The sequence below is a fragment of the Sphingobium fuliginis genome (assembly GCF_015074805.1).
In the GTDB taxonomy this organism is placed as follows: Bacteria; Pseudomonadota; Alphaproteobacteria; order Sphingomonadales; family Sphingomonadaceae; genus Sphingobium; species Sphingobium fuliginis.
Genome location: NZ_CP060036.1, coordinates 817,438 through 833,690, shown reverse-complemented (window position 1 = coordinate 833,690; position 16,253 = coordinate 817,438). Strand labels below are relative to the sequence as shown.

Below are 16,253 nucleotides of genomic sequence, written 5' to 3'. Positions count from 1 at the left end.
CAACGGGCGGCCAGATATAAAAGGGGAAGGATCAATGAAAGTGACGATCGCAATCCATCGACATCTGGCCGGCGTCAGCCTCGCGGCGGTGGCGAGCATGGCTCTGGCCGGCGCGGTCCGGGCCCAGGACGCGGCCACGCCCCCGACGGCCGCGCCCCAGGCGCAGACGGAGGATGCGGGCGCGGCGCGCAATGCCGACATCGTCGTCACCGGGTCGCGCATCACGACCAGCGGCTTCAACGCGCCCACGCCAACCACGGTGATCGGTGAGGAGCAGATCGCCAACAATGCGCAGCCCAATATCTTCAACACCGTCGCCCAATTGCCTTCGTTGCAGGGATCGACCGGCGCGTCGACCGGCACCTTCAGCACGTCGAGCGGCCAGCAGGGCCTCAGCTCCTTCTCCCTGCGCGGCCTGGGCCCGATCCGCACCCTGACCTTGCTCGACGGCCAGCGCGTCGTCGGCGCGAACGTCACCGGCGTTCCCGACATCAGCATGTTCCCGCAGCTTCTGGTGAAGCGCGTCGACGTGGTGACGGGGGGCGCGTCGGCCTCCTACGGCTCCGATGCGGTCGGCGGCGTCGTCAACTTCATCACCGACACCCGTTTCGAAGGGTTCAAGGGCAATATCCTTGGCAGCATCACCAAATATGGCGACGATGAAACCGCGCTGGTGCAGGCGGCCTGGGGCAAGTCCTTCCTCGACGATCGCCTGCATGTCGTGCTGAGCGGCGAATATGACCATGAAGGCGGCGTGGGCGCCGGCGACTTCGGCACGGACCTCGCCGGCAGCCGCGACTGGTACCGCGCGACGACGCTGATGAACACCGGCCAGCTCAACAACGGCCTGCCGCAGTTCAACTATCGCGACTATGCACAGCCCTATCAATATGCGCGCTACGGCCTCATCAACAACGGCCCGTTGCAGGGCATCGCCTTCGACCGGAACGGCACGCCCTATAATTTCAACTATGGTTCGGGCGGCCAGCCGCTCGGCAACGGCCAGGTCAGCAACTGCTTCCGCGGCAACAGCTTCTGCCAGGGCGGCGACCTGTCGGGCGCGCCGGGTTCGGGCGCCTCTCTGAAATCGGCGCTGGAGCGCATCAACGGCTACACCCGGATCGGCTACGACTTCGCCGACGACAATGAAGCCTATGTGACGGTCAATGTCGCGCAGGTGAAGACCAGCAACCAGCCCAGCCCCGGCTATAACCGGCCCAGCCTGACCGTCCAGTGCGCCAACCCGTTCCTGCCGCAACTGGTGCGCGACCGCTGCGCCACGGCGGGCATCACGGAATTCAGCTTCGGCAGCAGCAACGGCGCCTTCCCCGATCCCCGGGTGCACACCGACCGCAGGCAATATCGCTTCGTCGGCGGGCTGAAGGGCAAGATCGGCGTCGGCGGAACGGGCTGGAACTATGACGCCTATTATGAACATGGCATCACCATTTCCGACATCAGGGTGCGGGACATCGTCCTCCAGAACCGCTATGTCGCCGCAACCAATGCGATCACGCTCAACGGCGCCGTCGTCTGCGCCGATCCGGCGGCGCGGGCGGCGGGTTGCCAGCCGATCAACATCTTCGGCGGCTTCACCCCTTCGGATGCGGCGCTGGCCTATGTCGCGCCGCATGAGAACGGACCGTTCCAGCATACGAAGCTGACGCAGGACGTCGCCAGCCTCAACTTCTCGGGCAATCCGTTCGAACTGTGGGCTGGGCCGGTCTCGGTCGCGTTCGGCGGCGAATATCGCCGCGAATTCTATCGCGTGAACGCCGATCCCTATGGCGCGGGCGTTTCGCCGCTCAGCCCCAACAGCCCCGACTATCCGGCCGATCCGCTGCTCAATTCGACGCTGGGCAGCAACTGGGCGGCCGGCAACTACAAGAACGGGCGCGGCAAATATGAAGTGTGGGAAGGCTATCTCGAAGTCGACCTGCCGCTGATCGACAGCGACGCCATGGGCCGCGCGAACCTCAACGGCGCGGCGCGCGTCACCAACTACAGCACGTCGGGCACGGTCTGGACGTGGAAGGTCGGCGGCACCTGGGACACGCCGCTCGACGGCATCCGCCTGCGCGCCGTGACCTCGCGCGACGTGCGCGCGCCGAACCTGTCGGAACTTTTCGCGGCGCCCACGGTGACGACGCTGCCCAACTTCAACGATCCCTTCCGCAACCAGGCGGTGCAGGTGTTCCAGAACACCATCGGCAACACCAATCTGAAGCCGGAAGTGGCCCGCAACACCGAACTCGGCATCGTGCTGGCGCGGCCGTCATGGCTTCCCGGCCTCAGCCTCTCCTTCGACTATTACAACATCAAGCTCAGCGGCGTGGTCTCCACCCTGTCGGCGGACCAGATCGTCCGCTTCTGCTTCGAGGGCAACCAGGCCTTCTGCGGCGGCTTCCAGCTCGACGGGCCGCAGGGCACCAATTTCGTCAATGTCCAGCCCTTCAACCTCGCTTCCTGGAAGACCAGCGGCTTCGACATAGAGGCAAGCTATCAGTGGCAGCAGCCGCTGGGCCTGCCGGGCAGCTTCACCGTCCGGGCGCTGGGCACGCATATCCGCAAGTTCATCGTCAATGCGGGCATTGCGGGCGTCGACCCGGTCGATCAGGCGGGCGCCAACAACGGCAATACGCCGGACTGGAAATGGCTGGCGGTCCAGACCTACGACAGCGGCCGGTTCAGCTTCACGGTGCAGGAACGCTGGATCAGCGACGGCACCTTCGGCAATCAATATGTCGTCTGCCAGTCGTCCTGCCCGGCCTCGACCACGAACCACCCGACCATCGACTATAACCGGATGAAGGGCGCCTTCTACGTCGACATCGGCGCGACCTTCAAGTTCGGCGAAAACCTGTCGATCTACGGCAAGGTGGACAATCTGTTCGACAAGGACCCGGTCGCCGCGCCGCAGACCAACACCGGCCTGGACATCAACCCGGCGCTCTACGACACGCTGGGCCGCATCTACCGCGCGGGGGTTCGCTTCAACTTCTGATCTGCCACTCTCTCCCCCACCTCGTCCCGGCCTTCACCGGCCGGGACTTCTTGTAACTGGAGTATGTCGATGGTTCGTGGATTGAGCGGGGCCTGCGCGTCGGTGCTGCTGTTGCTGGCGGCGGCTGTACCCGCTCACGCTTCTCCATCCGTCTATACCGTTGCGCCCGACGAGCCGCGCGCCGTCACCGTCAAGGGCGCGGGGGACGGCCGGGCGGACGACAGCGCGGCGATCCAGCGCGCCATCGACGCGGCGGCGGAAAAGGGCGGCGGCGGCATCGTCTTCCTGCCGGCCGGCACCTATCGCATCAGCCGGACGATCTTCCTCTGGCCGGGCGTCCGCATCTTCGGCATCGGGGAAAGGCGCCCGGTCATCCTGCTCGGCCGGAACACGCCGGGCTTCCAGCGCGGCGTCGCCCATATGCTGATGTTCACCGGCAGCAAGCGCCAGACCGACCGGGACACGCCGCCCGCCGCCTTCCCCCCGGCGGGCAGCGTGCCGTTCAACAGGACCATCGCGGACGCCAATCCCGGCACCTTCTATTCTGCGCTCGGCAATATCGACTTCCGCATCATGGACGGCAATCCGGCGGCCACCGCGATCCGCTTCCACTCCGCCCAGCACAGCTTCGTCAGCCATGCCGATTTCGACATCGGCTCGGGCCTCGCCGGCCTCTACCATGTGGCGAATGAAGCGGAAGACCTGCATTTCCGGGGCGGGCGCTACGGCATCCTCGCGGAAAAGCCGTCCCCCGCCTGGGGCTTCGCGCTGGTCGACGCGACGTTCGAGGGACAGCGCGACGCCGCCATCCGCGAGCATGAGGCCGGCCTGACGATGGTCAACGTCGCCTTCCGCAACGTGCCGGTCGGGATAGAGATCGACCGGGGCTATGGCGACTGGCTCTGGGGCCAGGACCTCCGGTTCGAGAATGTGGCCAAGGCGGGCGTCGTCATCTCGAACGAGAAGAATGTCTATACCCAGATCGGCTTCCAGAATGTGCTGGCGGCCAACACCCCCACCTTCGCCCGTTTCCGCGAAAGCGGCCGCACCGTCGCTGGCAGGGGGCAGAACTACAGGATCGCCTCCTTCACCCACGGCCTGACGCTGCCGGGCGTCGGCCGCATGGGCGAGTACCGGACGGACATGCAGGCGGAAGCCATGGGCGCGCTGCCGGCCCCGTCCGCTCCCGCCATCCGCCCCTTGCCGCCCGTCCCGGAATGGGTGAACGCCCGCACGCTCGGCGCCAAGGGCGACGACAGGACCGACGACACCGCCGCCATCCAGAAGGCGATCGACAGCCACCGCGTCGTCTATCTGCCCGCCGGCTTCTATCATGTCAGCGACACGCTGCGCCTGCGTCCCGATACGGTGCTGCTGGGCCTGCACCCCAGCCTGACGCAGATCGTGCTGCCCGACGGCGCGCCCGGCTGGGCAGGGGTGGGCGCGCCCAAGGCGCTGGTGGAAAGCGCGAAGGGCGGCGATGCGATCGTCGCGGGCCTCGGCCTCAACACCAACGGCGCCAATCCGCACGCCACGGCGCTGCTGTGGAAGGCCGGCGCCCACTCCATGGTCAACGACGTCAAGTTCCAGGGTGGCCACGGCACCGACCGCTTCGACGGCAGCCGGGTCAATCCCTACAACAACAATGCCACCGGCGATCCCGATTCCGCCCGACGCTGGGCCGGCCAATATGCCAGCCTCTGGGTGACGCAGGGCGGCGGCGGCACCTTCGCCAATATCTGGAGCCCCAGCACCTTCGGCCATCCCGGCATCCTGATCTCCGACACGGAAACGCCCGGCCGCCTCATCCAGGCGTCGGTCGAGCATCATGTCCGCACGGAAATCGGCCTGAACCGCGTCGCCAACTGGGAACTGCTCGCGCCGCAGACGGAGGGTGAAGCGGGAGAGAGCGGCGACGCCGTGGCGCTGGAAATCAGGGACTCGCGCAACATATTGGTCGCCAATTTCCACGGCTATCGCGTCACCCGCACCAGGGAGCCCGCACCCGCCGCCATTACCCTCTATAATTCCCATGACATCCGTTTCCGCAACGTCCATGTGAATGGCGAAAGCGGCCTTGGCACCTGCGACGAAAATGGCTGCGCGACCTTCCTGCGGCTCACCAAATTCCCGTTCGAAAACGCCATTCGCGACGTCACCCATGGGCTGGACGTTCGCGAACGGGAGTTCGCCGTGCTGGACGTCCCCGCCCGGCCGGAGCCGGTGAAGCCCGCCAGCTTCCTGGGCGGCAGGGTGGAGAAACTGGCAGACGGCTTCCATTCGGCGGGCGGCGGCGCGGTGGATGCGCAGGGCCGGCTCTATTTCATCGATCGCCGCTTCCAGCGCATCTGGCGCTGGTCGGACGAAGGCCGGCTGGAGATGGTGCGCGACGCCTCGCTCGATCCGGTCAACCTCAGCATCGACCGTTCCGGCAATCTGCTCGTCCTCTCCTCCTACGGGCGCAACGGCACGGTCTACAGCGTCAGGCCCGGCGCGCCCGACGGCGAGATCAGCGTCATTCCGGCAACGCCCGTCGCGCCCCACGCGGGCAGGGCCACGGTGCTGCCGGTCAACTGGTGGAACAATGGCGAGTTCAGGGACCAGATCGATCCCAGGACCTACGAATTCACGACGCTTGCCCAGATGTTCGCCCGCGACATGGCGGCGCCCAAGGCGCAGGAATATGTCTCGCCCGACGGCAGCATCGCCCTGCCTGCCTTCCGCACCTTCGCGCAGGGTCCGGCCGACCATCGCGGCCTGCGCTTCTCCGATTCGCTCGACAGCTATGGTTTCATCCAGGGGGAGCCGGGCAGGCGCGTCTTCCTCACCAATGGTTCGGAAAACCGCACCTACAGCGGCCTGGTGGGCGCGGGCGGCGCGATCACCGACCTCAGGCCGTTCGCGGATCGCGGTGGGGAGGGGGTCGCGGTGGACCCGCAGGGCCGGGTCTATGTCGCGAACGGGCAGGTCTTCGTCTATGCGCCCGACGGCAGGGAGGTCGGCCGCATCGACGTGCCGGAACGGCCCTTGCAACTGCTCTTCGGCGGGGAAGGCGGCCGAACCCTCTTCATCCTGTCGCACCACGGCCTCTATGCGGTGAAGCCGGGGCGCGGGGGCTAAGCTCCGGACCGCCGCCACCGTGGAGCCGCGCGAAGCTGCCGGGCGGACAGCCCAGCCGCTTGCGGAACGCGGCGCTGAAGGCGCTGGCGGAATCATAGCCGATTTCCTCCGCGATCCGGCCCAGGGACCTGTCGCCCCGCAGCAAGGCGTGTTTGGCGATCGCCATGCGCCAGCGCGCAAGATATTCGATCGGGCCGCAACCCAGCGCCTCACCGAAGCGCGCGGCGAAGGCGGAACGCGACATGCCCGCCACGCTTGCAAGCTGCGCGACGGTCCAGGGCGCGCGCACATCCTCATGCATGGCCCGCAGCGCGCGGGCCAGCGCGGGATCGCGCATCGCGCCCAGCAGGCCCCGATGGTCCGCTTCCCCACCGCCCGGCCGCCAGCGAAGCGCCTCCACCAGCAGCATCTCCAGCAGGCGCCGGGTGATCAGTTCCTTGCCCGGATGGCTGGACAGGCATTCGTCGGCCAGCATCCCGATCAACTGGCCGAAGCGCGTGGCGCGGCCCTGCGCTGCCGGGATATGGATCAGATCGGGAAGCAATGACAGCAGAAGGGGGGCGTTGGCCCGCTCGAACGCGAAGCTGCCGCCCAATGCGATGAAGTCCGGATCGCCTGGCTGATCCCCGTGCCGCACCGCTTCGCCGCGGGGTTCCACCCAGGTGCAGGGAAGACCCGCTTCGCTGCTCAAGGAAAAGGGCGGGGTGGTCGGCATCAGCAGGAAGTCGCCCTGCGCCAGCCGAAGCGGTGCGCCCCCTTCGAAGGCGACCCAGGCTTCCCCCGCAAGGATGATCGTGAAGCCGGGCGCGTCATGCGCGCGATAGCGAACGCCCCACCGCCCGCGCCCCGTGATCGGCTTGGCGATGGCGGCGCTGGGTCCAAGCAAGGCGATGATGTCGCTAAGGGGATCCATGTTATGGACGATCCGTAATCTTATATGGATCATTGATTATAGATCGTCCGAAACGGTCCGTCTATCGGTCATGCATCGACATCGAGCGAGGCAGACGATGAGCAAGACGATCCTGATCACCGGCACTTCTTCGGGCTATGGCAAGGCCACGGCGCTTCATTTCCTCTCGCAGGGATGGAATGTCGTCGCAACCATGCGACGGCCCGACCCGGCCCTGTTCGGCGGCCATTCCGAACGCCTGCGCCTGCTGCCGCTGGACGTCACCAGCGAGGACAGCATAGCCGCGCTGGTCGCGGCCGCCGGCCGGGTCGACATAGTGGTCAACAATGCGGGGATAGGCGGCGTGGGCGCCTTCGAAGCCATGCCGATGAGTCTGGTCCGCCAGCTCTTCGAAACCAACAGCATCGGCACCATGGCGATGTGCCGCGCATTCATACCGCAGATGCGCGAGCGTGGATCGGGCATGATCGTCAACGTGACGTCCACCGTGGCGTTGGGAGCCTTTCCGCTCGCGGCGGCCTATAGCGCGACCAAGCATGCGATCGAGGGATTCACGGCTTCCCTCGCGCATGAACTCGCCTATTTCGGCGTTCAGGTGAAACTGGTCGAGCCGGGCTATGCGCCCACCACCCGCTTCGGCGCGAACGCCATCATCCCCGTGACCGACCTGCTGCCCGGCCGATATGCGGATTTCGCGCAACCGATCCTCGCGGCCTTCGCGTCGCCTGCCCTGACGACCAGAGAGAGCGACGTCGCGCAAGCCGTCTGGACCGCCGTTCATGACGGGACGGGTCAGCTCCGCTTTCCGGCGGGCGCCGACGCGGTGGCGCTGGCGGAGGGACGCTGATCCTGTTCCGGCGAACCCACGCCCCAGCTCAGCAACACCCCGCCCAAGATCATGGCCATGCCGGCAAGATGGTATCCGAACAGCGGTTCCCCAAGGATCAGGGCAGCCAGCACGGCCCCGAACAGCGGCAGCAGGCTGATCGTCTGTCCGGCGGCGCTGGCGCCCACATGGCTGACCGCGGCGTTGAACGACATATAGGCGATGATCGAGGGAAAGATCGCGACATAGGCGATGGCGGCCATCACGCTTCCGTTCCAGTGCATCCGCGCGATCGCCTGCGTCTCGCTCAACGCGCCCATGCCCATCGCCAGCGCGCCGATGGCGAAGGTCACGAACAGAAAGACCAGCGGGGCGATGGGCGGGCGCAGGCGCAGGCAGGCGGTATAGACCGCCCATGCGCCACAGCCGCATAGCACCAGCAGGTCTCCGATGCCCAGGCGCAGCCGCAGGATTTCGGACAGATCGCCCCTGAACACGATGAATGTCACGCCCAGCGTCGACAGCGCAATGCCCGCGACCCGGCGGAGGGGCGCTCTGTCGCCAAAGGCGATGCGGCTCACGATGACGACGAATGTCGGGATCAATCCCTGCAACAACAGGCTGTTGGCCGCCGTCGTGTGGCGAAGGCCCGAATAGAGGAAGCCGTTGAACGCAGCGACGCCGGCCAGCCCCAGGAACAGGATCGTGCGCCAATGGCGGCGGATCAGCGCGCGCTGGGCCATGACGGGACGCCACGCAAAGGGGGCCAGGATCAGCAGCGCCAGCATCCAGCGGCCGAAGGCCAGCGTCAGCGGCGGAATTTCGCCCCGTACCGCGCGGCCGACTATCGCATTGCCCGCCCAGAACGCCATGGTCATGCCCAACATGGCATAGGCCCGCACCTGCAAGTTCAAATCCTGCCGCCCTTTCCTTTGGAGCACGCCGCGTCAAATCGGACGCAGGTCGCGCGCTCCAGTTTTCCGTTGTCGCATCCTTTCAGGCCGAAAACCGGTTCCCACCCTTCGACAGGTTCAGGACAGGCTTTTCTGCACGACGCACGCCAACTTCGGTCAGCCGTTCCTTAGGCGGGCAGGGGCCGAGAGGCCAGCCTGCTTTCGCTCCTGTTTTTCGCGGCCGTCTGCTTCGGCTGGCGGCGGGGCAGCGGGCTATGCCAATATCTTGAACGGCTGCAACTGGGCGAACAATGCCTCGCGGCTCCTCACGCCGGTCTTGGAATAGATGCGGCGGATATGGGTTCTGACCGTTTCCAGGGATATTTCGAGATTTCCCGAAATCTGTTCGGCGTTCATCCCGCTCATCATGGCGCTCAATATCTTATACTCGCCATTGGTGAGCCGATAAATGTCCTTGACGTCGCCCGACACGATCGACTGGTCGATGAAATGTTTGGCGGAAAAGAACATGATGCCGATCTGCTCGCCCTGTTCTCCCCGCCCGCTTGCCCCGATCGGCCTTCCGCGAAGGATGAGATAATCGTCCGCAACGGGTAGAATGACCATGGAGGAAGATGCGTCGGACCCGGCATGGGCGGCGAACAGCTTGAGCCGTGCGTGGTTTTCCGGTTGCAGGGCGAAGAGGCGGCCGTCCTGTTCCTGCAATTCGGACGAATGCTGCAGCAGGGCTGTGGCGGCCCGATTCTGCCAATGCAGCCGCAAGGAGCGATCGATTATCGCGTGCGGAATGGGATCGGCGTCGACCCAGCTCGCAAAAATCGATTCCCCATCCGCGATGGAGCCTTCAGCCACACATACCCCCCGGCAGCAGCCTCTCAATCTTGATCTATATCGGTCGAATCGACAGCTATTACGTCGGATATAGAGAAATTGAATAAATTGTCCTTAACAAATTAACAGCCCTTTGTCCCGATCTCGTACATGATCGAGGCGATCTGGGTCGATCTGGCGGAAACTATGCCTTTCATCCGCCTGAATCCGCGACTTTGATGATCGAAGGGCAAGATGCGCTTGTTGCCTGTTAACCATTAAAGCGGCGTCATACCCAATATTGAGTATTAACTTTCGTTAGATATATATTAATACTTTCGACCAGCTCCAGGGGTGGGGAAAGAGAGTCGCGCGTCCTCCCTGAAGTTACGGTCCGGAGCAAACCCATTGGAGACGGGGGCGGTTCTGGCCGATTTTCGTAACAGATGGGGAAGTATTCCATGAAGAAGATGATCCTTGCCTCCGCGGCAGCAATGCTTGTCGCGAGTCCGGCCCTTGCGGCCAACTCGGCCACCGACCAGTTCCAGATCAATGCGCAGATCCCCGAAACCTGCACGATGCAGAACGTCAATGACGTGAACCTCGGCGCGCTGAACATTTCCACGACGGCCGGCAATGGCGCCCTGCTGCTCAGCAGCGATGCGACGCAGAACACCAACCAGTTCTGGGTGAGCTGCAACAAGCAGAACCAGATGACCCTGTCCGGTCCCGCGACGCTCCAGGGTTCGCGCGCCTTCCAGGCGGGCGTCGACGACGCCGGCTTCACCGACAAGCTGAACTACCGTGTCGAGGCTCTGAACTATTTCACGAGCGGTGCGCAGCCCAGCTTCTCCAGCGCGCAGGGTGCCCAGAACCAGACCAGCCGTGGTCCCGTTCACCGCCAGGTGCGGCTGGCTGCGAAGGTGCTGTCGTCCGAAAACACGCTGCGCCCGCTGGCCGGCAATTATACTGGCACCGTTACCGTCACCGTCCAGACTGCGCTCTGAGGCATGGCTTGGATCGGGATTCGCAGACGTTCCTGATCCCGTCGCCGCTCTGACGCGCAATCCATTTCAAGATTCAAGGAAATCCTTATGAAGAAGCTCCTTATGGCCGCCACGGCCGCAGCAGTCCTGATGGCCGGCACGCCCGCTTTCGCTGCCAACACCGACAGCGACACCTTCGACATCAACGCATCGGTCGCCAAGACCTGCACGATGGAGAATATCGGTGACATTCAGCTTGGCACCGTCAACGTCAACACCAACGCCGGCAGCACCGCGCTTTTCATCAACGACGTCGCCAGTAGCTCGACGAACTCCTTCTACGTGTCGTGCAACGACACGAACAGCATGACCATCTCGTCGGCCAATGCCGGTCGTCTGACCACCAGCACCCCGCTGACCGGCGCGGATGCGGGCTTCAAGAACACGATCAACTACTCGCTCGCCGCCGACAATTACCGTAATGGCGGCCTGCTGCAGCAGCCCGGTTTCCGCCGTTCGGCGCTGTTCGGCCTGGTCCAGCTCAACAACGGCGCCTCGCGCGGCGCGCTGCATCGCCAGGTCAAGTTCGACGCATTGGTCGATCCTCTGAACAACCTGGATGCTCGCCCCGTGGCTGGCACCTACACCGATACCGTGACGGTCACCGTCACCGCGAGCTGATCGCAGCATATCACGGGAATTGGGGGAGTCGTTCATGGCTTCCCCGATTTCCGCCGTTCATGATCGAGGGGGGAAGAGGACGATGTTCCTCAAATGGGTGAAATTCGTTCTGCCGCTGCTTCTGCTGACGGGCATGGCGACCGGCGCTCAGGCTGCGCGGGTCACGCCGATGTCGGTGGATCTGGAGCCGCAAGGTACGCGGTCCACGGCGCGGATCGAGGTCGCCAATAATGAAGACCGCCAGTTGCCGATGGAAGTGCGCATGTATCGCGGCGTCATCGGGGAACGCGGCGAACTGACGCTGGAGCCCGCCGACGACCGGTTCATGGTCTTCCCGCCCCAGACGCTGATCGCGCCCAACGGCAAGCAGGTCTTCCGCATCCAATATCTGCCGGACGGCCCGCTGACGCAGTCGGAGGTCTATTATGCCGCCGTCAGCCAGATCCCGGTCCAGCTTCCCGCCGAACAGTCGCGCATCCAGGTTGTGATGCGCTTCAACGTGCTCGTCAACGTCGTGCCCGACGGGACGACGCCCGATCCGGTGGTCGCCCAGATCGCACCGATTTCCCGGGAGGTCGAACTTGGTCCGGACGAAAAGGCGCCGGAGGACAAGGATGTTCGCAAGACCAGGACCGAAAACGGTCTGGAAGTGCGCATCGAGAACAAGGGCAATCGCTATTTCCCGGCCGGCCGGTCCGGTTGGACCATCAGCGGCGTCGATGGCGCGGGGAAGCCCTATAGCGCGGAATACAACGCCGCTCAGATGAGCGAAATGATCGGAATGGGAATCGTCGCCCCGGGTCGCGCCCGCGTCTTCTTCATCCCGACTCCGGAAAAGATGGCGGCTGGGGCGACGGTGACGCTGAAGCGCTGATCCATTGAACATGCCCGAGGGGGGGCAGGGTGAAACATCTACTCTTCAGCGTCGCCACAGGCGCATTGGTCGCATCGTCGACTATCGCGCTGGCGCAGGCGGCCGGGCAGCCAAGCGCAGGCGCGCAGCCCCCGGCTGCACCCGCACCGCCGGGTTCCGCGCCGCGCCCTGCGGACAAGGGCCTTCAGATGACCCTGCCCCTTTTGCGGCAGGGCAATGTCTATGGTGACGTCTCTGCGACGGTCTATATGGACGGCACAGTTCTTTTCGACCGCCAGTCCCTGATCGAGCATATCGCACCCCTGCTGTCGGAAAGCGGACGGATCAAATTCGCCGCCGTCTTGCCCGGCACGCCTTCCGTGTCGGTCGCGGACGCGGAAAGAGCGGGCGTCACCCTCATCTACGATTCGTCCGAATTGCAGGTGCGCGTGGATCGCATCGACGGGACCATGGTCGCTGCCCAGGCCTTGGGGGAGGCCGTGCGTTTCTCGCTCCCCGCGACGACGCTGGAGCCGGAGACGTTCAGCGCCTATCTGAACATGATCGGGGACATGCGGGTTACGGATTTCCGCGACTTCGAAAAGCCCGCGATGATCCTGCAGGGCGCCATGCGCTATCGCGGCGTCGTTCTGGAGTTCGACGGCGGTTACGACCAGGCGCTGACGGGCGGAGGCGGCTTCTACCGGCGTCAGGCGCGGCTGGTCTATGACGAATATCAGAAGCAGCGGCGCTGGACGGCGGGCGACCTTCAGCTCAACGGCCTGTCGATCACTTCCGGCACGCTGCTGGGCGGCATCGCTGTCGAAAAGGGCAGGCGGACCTTCACTGGCAGCACGCCGCTCGTCCAGCTTGGCGGGCAACAGGTTCTGCTGGACCGCGATTCGACCGTCGATGTGATCGTCGACGGCCAGCAGGTGGAGCGGTTCCAGCTCAATTCGGGCACTTACGACCTCTCCCGGCTCCAGGCCCAATATGGCGGCCGCAATGCCCAGCTGTATGTCACCGATGTCAGCGGGCGGCGGCAGATCACATCCTTCGACTCCTATTTCAACCCGTCCGATCTGGTGGCGGGCGAAACCGAATATGGCGCCGCACTCGGCTTCGTGCCGACCGACTTCCGCGCTCAGCCGATCTATGGTCATTCTCCCGCGCTGTCGGCCTATTATCGCCGGGGCATCAGCAACCGGCTGCTGCTCGGCGGCGCGGTGCAGGCGGGGGATGATGTGCAATTGGGCGCAATCGAGATAATTTCCACGCCGCGCACCATCCCTGGCCGCTTCGAATTCTCCAGCGCCATCAGCACGGGGCGGGGCACCGGCTATTCGCTGCGCGGCGCCTATTCGCTGCAATTCGGCTATGGCATCCAGGGCAAGCAATTGTCCGTCAGCGCCGATTATCGCAGCAGGAATTTCTCGACCCTGTCCGACGCCATCGGTTTCGGGCGCTTCCGAACCTTCACGCTGACCGCCAATTACGGCCAGCAACTCAGCGAGCGCACCAGCCTGGTCGTCGGCGGCAACTGGTTCGAGCGGGAGGGGTTGAGGGGAACCAAGCTCGCCTTCGTCGATGTCATGCACCGGGCGTCTCGCTTCCGGCTGACCGGTGGCGTGGAATATGGCAAGGACGTGTTCGGACGCAGTTTCGGCGCGCGCATCGCGCTGGTCGTGCCCTTCGGCCAGAAGACGCGGGCGGAGGCAGGTTATAACAGCCGCCGGGACGATGCGCGTCTCACCCTGACGCGCAGCTATGACGATACGGTCGGGTCCTTCGGGTACGACATCGCGGCGCGCAATTCGGACGGCATGGCTTCGGTCGACGGGTCGGCGACCTATATCGGCAACCGCTTCTATTCGCGCTTCACTACCATCTCTTCGGGCAATGGTTTCTCGCGCATCGACGACCGGCAGGACAGCCGCCTTCAGATCGGTACCTCGATCGCCATGGCGGGGAACAGCATCGCCGTCGGGCGGCCGGTTTCCGACAGCTTCCTTGTCGCGAAGGCGCATGAGGCGCTCAAGGACAAGCAGGTCGTGGTGGGACAGTCGGTGGACGACGGCAAGGTGGAGGCGCAAAGCGGCACCTGGGGTCCGGCCATGGACGGGCGGCTCAACAGCTATAACCGTCAGAGCATTCAATATGACCTGAAGAACGGGACGGAGGGCTATGACATCGGCACGGGCGTGCACACCGTCAATCCGCCCTATAAGAGCGGTTACAAGCTTGTCGTCGGCAGCGACGCCAACATCAGCGCCTACGGCTTCCTCTATTATCAGGGGGAGAAGGTCAGCCTGCTGGGCGGCACCATTTCGGCGGTGGACGATCCGGACTTCGAGCCGCAACCCTTCTTCACCAATTCGGCCGGCCGTTTCGCCACGCAGGGCCTTCGTCCCGGCAAGAGCTATCGCGTGGAACTGCGCAATCCGGACATGATGTTCACGATTCATGTCCCCGCCGACACGAAATCCTTGCTACAACTGGGCGATGTGACGGCCCGCCCCGCCACCGGGACACAGGAGTGAATATGATGCGCCGATTTTGCCGCTGCCTGGGTTTCGCATCGCTCGTCATGCCGGCCCATGCCTGGGCGGAATGCCAGCCCTCCTTCATCGAGGGGCCTCGCGAGGTCCGCCTTGCCGCCGGCGACGGCATGGACCAGCGGCAGTTGACCGAACCTTTCCGCATCATGATACGCAATGACGGCGACAGTGAATGCCGCCTGCGGCTTCGGGTGACGCGGGATCTGGGCGCATCCGACGCCTCTTTCCCCAACTACACACTGAACGGCCCGGGCGGAAACATCGCCGTGACCTCCGCCTCGCCTGCGGATGTATCCAGCGGTGGCGGCGTCGTCATTCTGCAGCCGCATGCGCGCAGCCCGGTCGGCTATACCGTCAACGTGCCGGTGAACTGGGGCATGCGAAGCGGCGATTATCGCCAGCAGCTGATCTTTGCCCTGTCGGAAGACATCGGCAACACGCCGCTGGATACGGCGCAGGTTCGGTTGAAGCTGGAAATTCCGGCGACGGCGCGCATTCGCTTCGCCGGCGTCGGCGGGGAAGGGGGAGCGGCCCGGATCGACCTGGGCGAACTGTCCACCACCATGCCTACGGTGTCGCAGCCCTTTGCGGTGCGCGTGCTCAGCACATCCGGCTATCAGCTACGTTTCGCATCGCAATATGGCGGAATGCTTCGGCGGACCGATGGGCCGGACGTCATTCCCTACCGGCTGTTCGTGGATGGCCGCGCCTTCAACATGGCGACCGGCGATCAGATCAATGTCGGTGAGCATACCGGGTCGCAGGGCGACGTGCATGCGGTTTCCATCACCGTCGATCCGGACCCGACCTGGCATGCCGGCAAATATACCGACCGGGTGACCGTCGCCGTTACGCCGATCTGATTGCGGGGTTGCCCGGTCCCGGCCGGATCAGAAATAAGTGATGGTGAGATTGATCGCCAACGGCGATTGAAGCGCACTATATTGCACGCCGATCGGGCGCATGCCGAATTTGGCGCCGACACGGTTGGCAACCGGCGTCCAGCCCGATGCATTGAGCTGACGCGAAAGCCCGGCATAGCTGAACCGCACCTGCTCGTTCGGCGCCAGTTCGCGATAGGAAGCGACAACCTGAAAGCCGTCCGCACTGTTGCAAAGCTCCATCACGCTTCCCGACTGAAAGCCCGCACCCTCGCTTAGCTGAACGGGATCGCTGTCGATCTCGCAATAGGCCGGAACCACGGCCCTGACAGCGAAGGATCCCTTCGCGGTCTCGGCCGCGGTGGCGGGGTTGGCCAGCAGCAATGCCGACGAAAAGATGGTGGACGCAGCGCATAGTCGAACGAATGTCATATCCGGCCCTTTCGGTTGCCGTTCGTCTAACATCCGCGAATTAAGGAATGCTTGATGCATTATCCTTAACGAACCGTCTCCGACGGGCCGAAATATGGCCGAAATCGGCTGAACGAAGAGGGGAAGGGTTTGGAGACGTTCCCGCTCTCGCGTTCAGCCGAGCGAAAAGCGGGGAAGTATCCGGATTTCGCCAACGCAGTGTATCACTTCGGTTCCGGCAGTTCATCAGTCAAAAATGTAAACCATCCGTTACGGACTTTCGACCTTTTGGGTGA

At 64.4% G+C, this 16,253-nt stretch carries 12 protein-coding genes; 8 read left to right on the top strand and 4 right to left on the bottom strand.

The window, feature by feature from the left end:
* Positions 1–34: 34 nt before the first annotated feature.
* Both H5V43_RS19885 and H5V43_RS19880 read left to right on the top strand, forming a co-directional pair.
* Positions 35–3,004 (top strand): TonB-dependent receptor plug domain-containing protein, encoded by a 2,970-nt coding sequence (locus H5V43_RS19885; protein WP_025549222.1) that lies wholly within the window; start codon positions 35–37, stop codon positions 3,002–3,004.
* A gap of 69 nt (positions 3,005–3,073) precedes the next feature.
* On the top strand, positions 3,074–6,124 hold the full coding sequence (locus H5V43_RS19880; protein ID WP_044661136.1) for a glycosyl hydrolase family 28-related protein: 3,051 nt from the start codon (positions 3,074–3,076) through the stop codon (positions 6,122–6,124).
* On the opposite strand, the gene H5V43_RS19875 is transcribed toward H5V43_RS19880, so the two are convergent.
* On the bottom strand, positions 6,072–7,037 hold the full coding sequence (locus tag H5V43_RS19875) for an AraC family transcriptional regulator (RefSeq protein WP_025549221.1): 966 nt from the start codon (positions 7,035–7,037) through the stop codon (positions 6,072–6,074). The genes H5V43_RS19880 and H5V43_RS19875 overlap by 53 nt on opposite strands.
* Before the next feature lie 97 nt (positions 7,038–7,134).
* On the opposite strand from H5V43_RS19875, the gene H5V43_RS19870 reads away from it, so the two are divergent.
* Entirely contained in the window at positions 7,135–7,884 is a 750-nt protein-coding gene (locus H5V43_RS19870; RefSeq protein WP_025549220.1) for an SDR family oxidoreductase, read from the top strand.
* Here H5V43_RS19870 and H5V43_RS19865 read toward each other — a convergent pair.
* Together H5V43_RS19865 and H5V43_RS19860 are read right to left on the bottom strand one after the other, a co-directional pair.
* A complete protein-coding gene (locus H5V43_RS19865; RefSeq protein WP_229742664.1) occupies positions 7,830–8,777 on the bottom strand; it encodes a DMT family transporter in 948 nt (315 codons plus the stop codon). The genes H5V43_RS19870 and H5V43_RS19865 overlap by 55 nt on opposite strands.
* A gap of 252 nt (positions 8,778–9,029) precedes the next feature.
* Positions 9,030–9,629 carry a helix-turn-helix transcriptional regulator gene (locus tag H5V43_RS19860; protein WP_025549219.1) on the bottom strand — a complete coding sequence of 200 codons (600 nt, stop codon included), beginning with the start codon at positions 9,627–9,629 and terminating at the stop codon, positions 9,030–9,032.
* A 419-nt stretch (positions 9,630–10,048) separates the two neighbouring features.
* Here H5V43_RS19860 and H5V43_RS19855 point away from each other — a divergent pair, with 419 nt between their 5' ends.
* The 5 genes from H5V43_RS19855 (at position 10,049) to H5V43_RS19835 (ending at position 15,528) form a co-directional block, all read left to right on the top strand.
* Complete coding sequence (locus H5V43_RS19855) at positions 10,049–10,594, top strand: spore coat protein U domain-containing protein (protein ID WP_044661138.1); 546 nt, start codon at positions 10,049–10,051, stop codon at positions 10,592–10,594.
* Positions 10,595–10,681: 87 nt separating this feature from the next.
* On the top strand, positions 10,682–11,254 hold the full coding sequence (locus H5V43_RS19850; RefSeq protein WP_025549217.1) for a spore coat protein U domain-containing protein: 573 nt from the start codon (positions 10,682–10,684) through the stop codon (positions 11,252–11,254).
* Positions 11,255–11,336: 82 nt separating this feature from the next.
* Positions 11,337–12,128 (top strand): fimbrial biogenesis chaperone, encoded by a 792-nt coding sequence (locus H5V43_RS19845; RefSeq protein ID WP_025549215.1) that lies wholly within the window; start codon positions 11,337–11,339, stop codon positions 12,126–12,128.
* 29 nt (positions 12,129–12,157) lie between these two features.
* Positions 12,158–14,647: a fimbria/pilus outer membrane usher protein gene (locus H5V43_RS19840; RefSeq protein WP_128830744.1), complete on the top strand. Its 2,490-nt coding sequence runs from the start codon at positions 12,158–12,160 to the stop codon at positions 14,645–14,647.
* 2 nt (positions 14,648–14,649) lie between these two features.
* Complete coding sequence (locus tag H5V43_RS19835; RefSeq protein ID WP_037482525.1) at positions 14,650–15,528, top strand: hypothetical protein; 879 nt, start codon at positions 14,650–14,652, stop codon at positions 15,526–15,528.
* A 27-nt stretch (positions 15,529–15,555) separates the two neighbouring features.
* On the opposite strand, the gene H5V43_RS19830 is transcribed toward H5V43_RS19835, so the two are convergent.
* Positions 15,556–16,038, bottom strand: a complete 483-nt coding sequence (locus H5V43_RS19830) for a hypothetical protein (protein WP_130030061.1) — start codon at positions 16,036–16,038, stop codon at positions 15,556–15,558.
* Between the last annotated feature and the right edge of the window lie 215 nt (positions 16,039–16,253).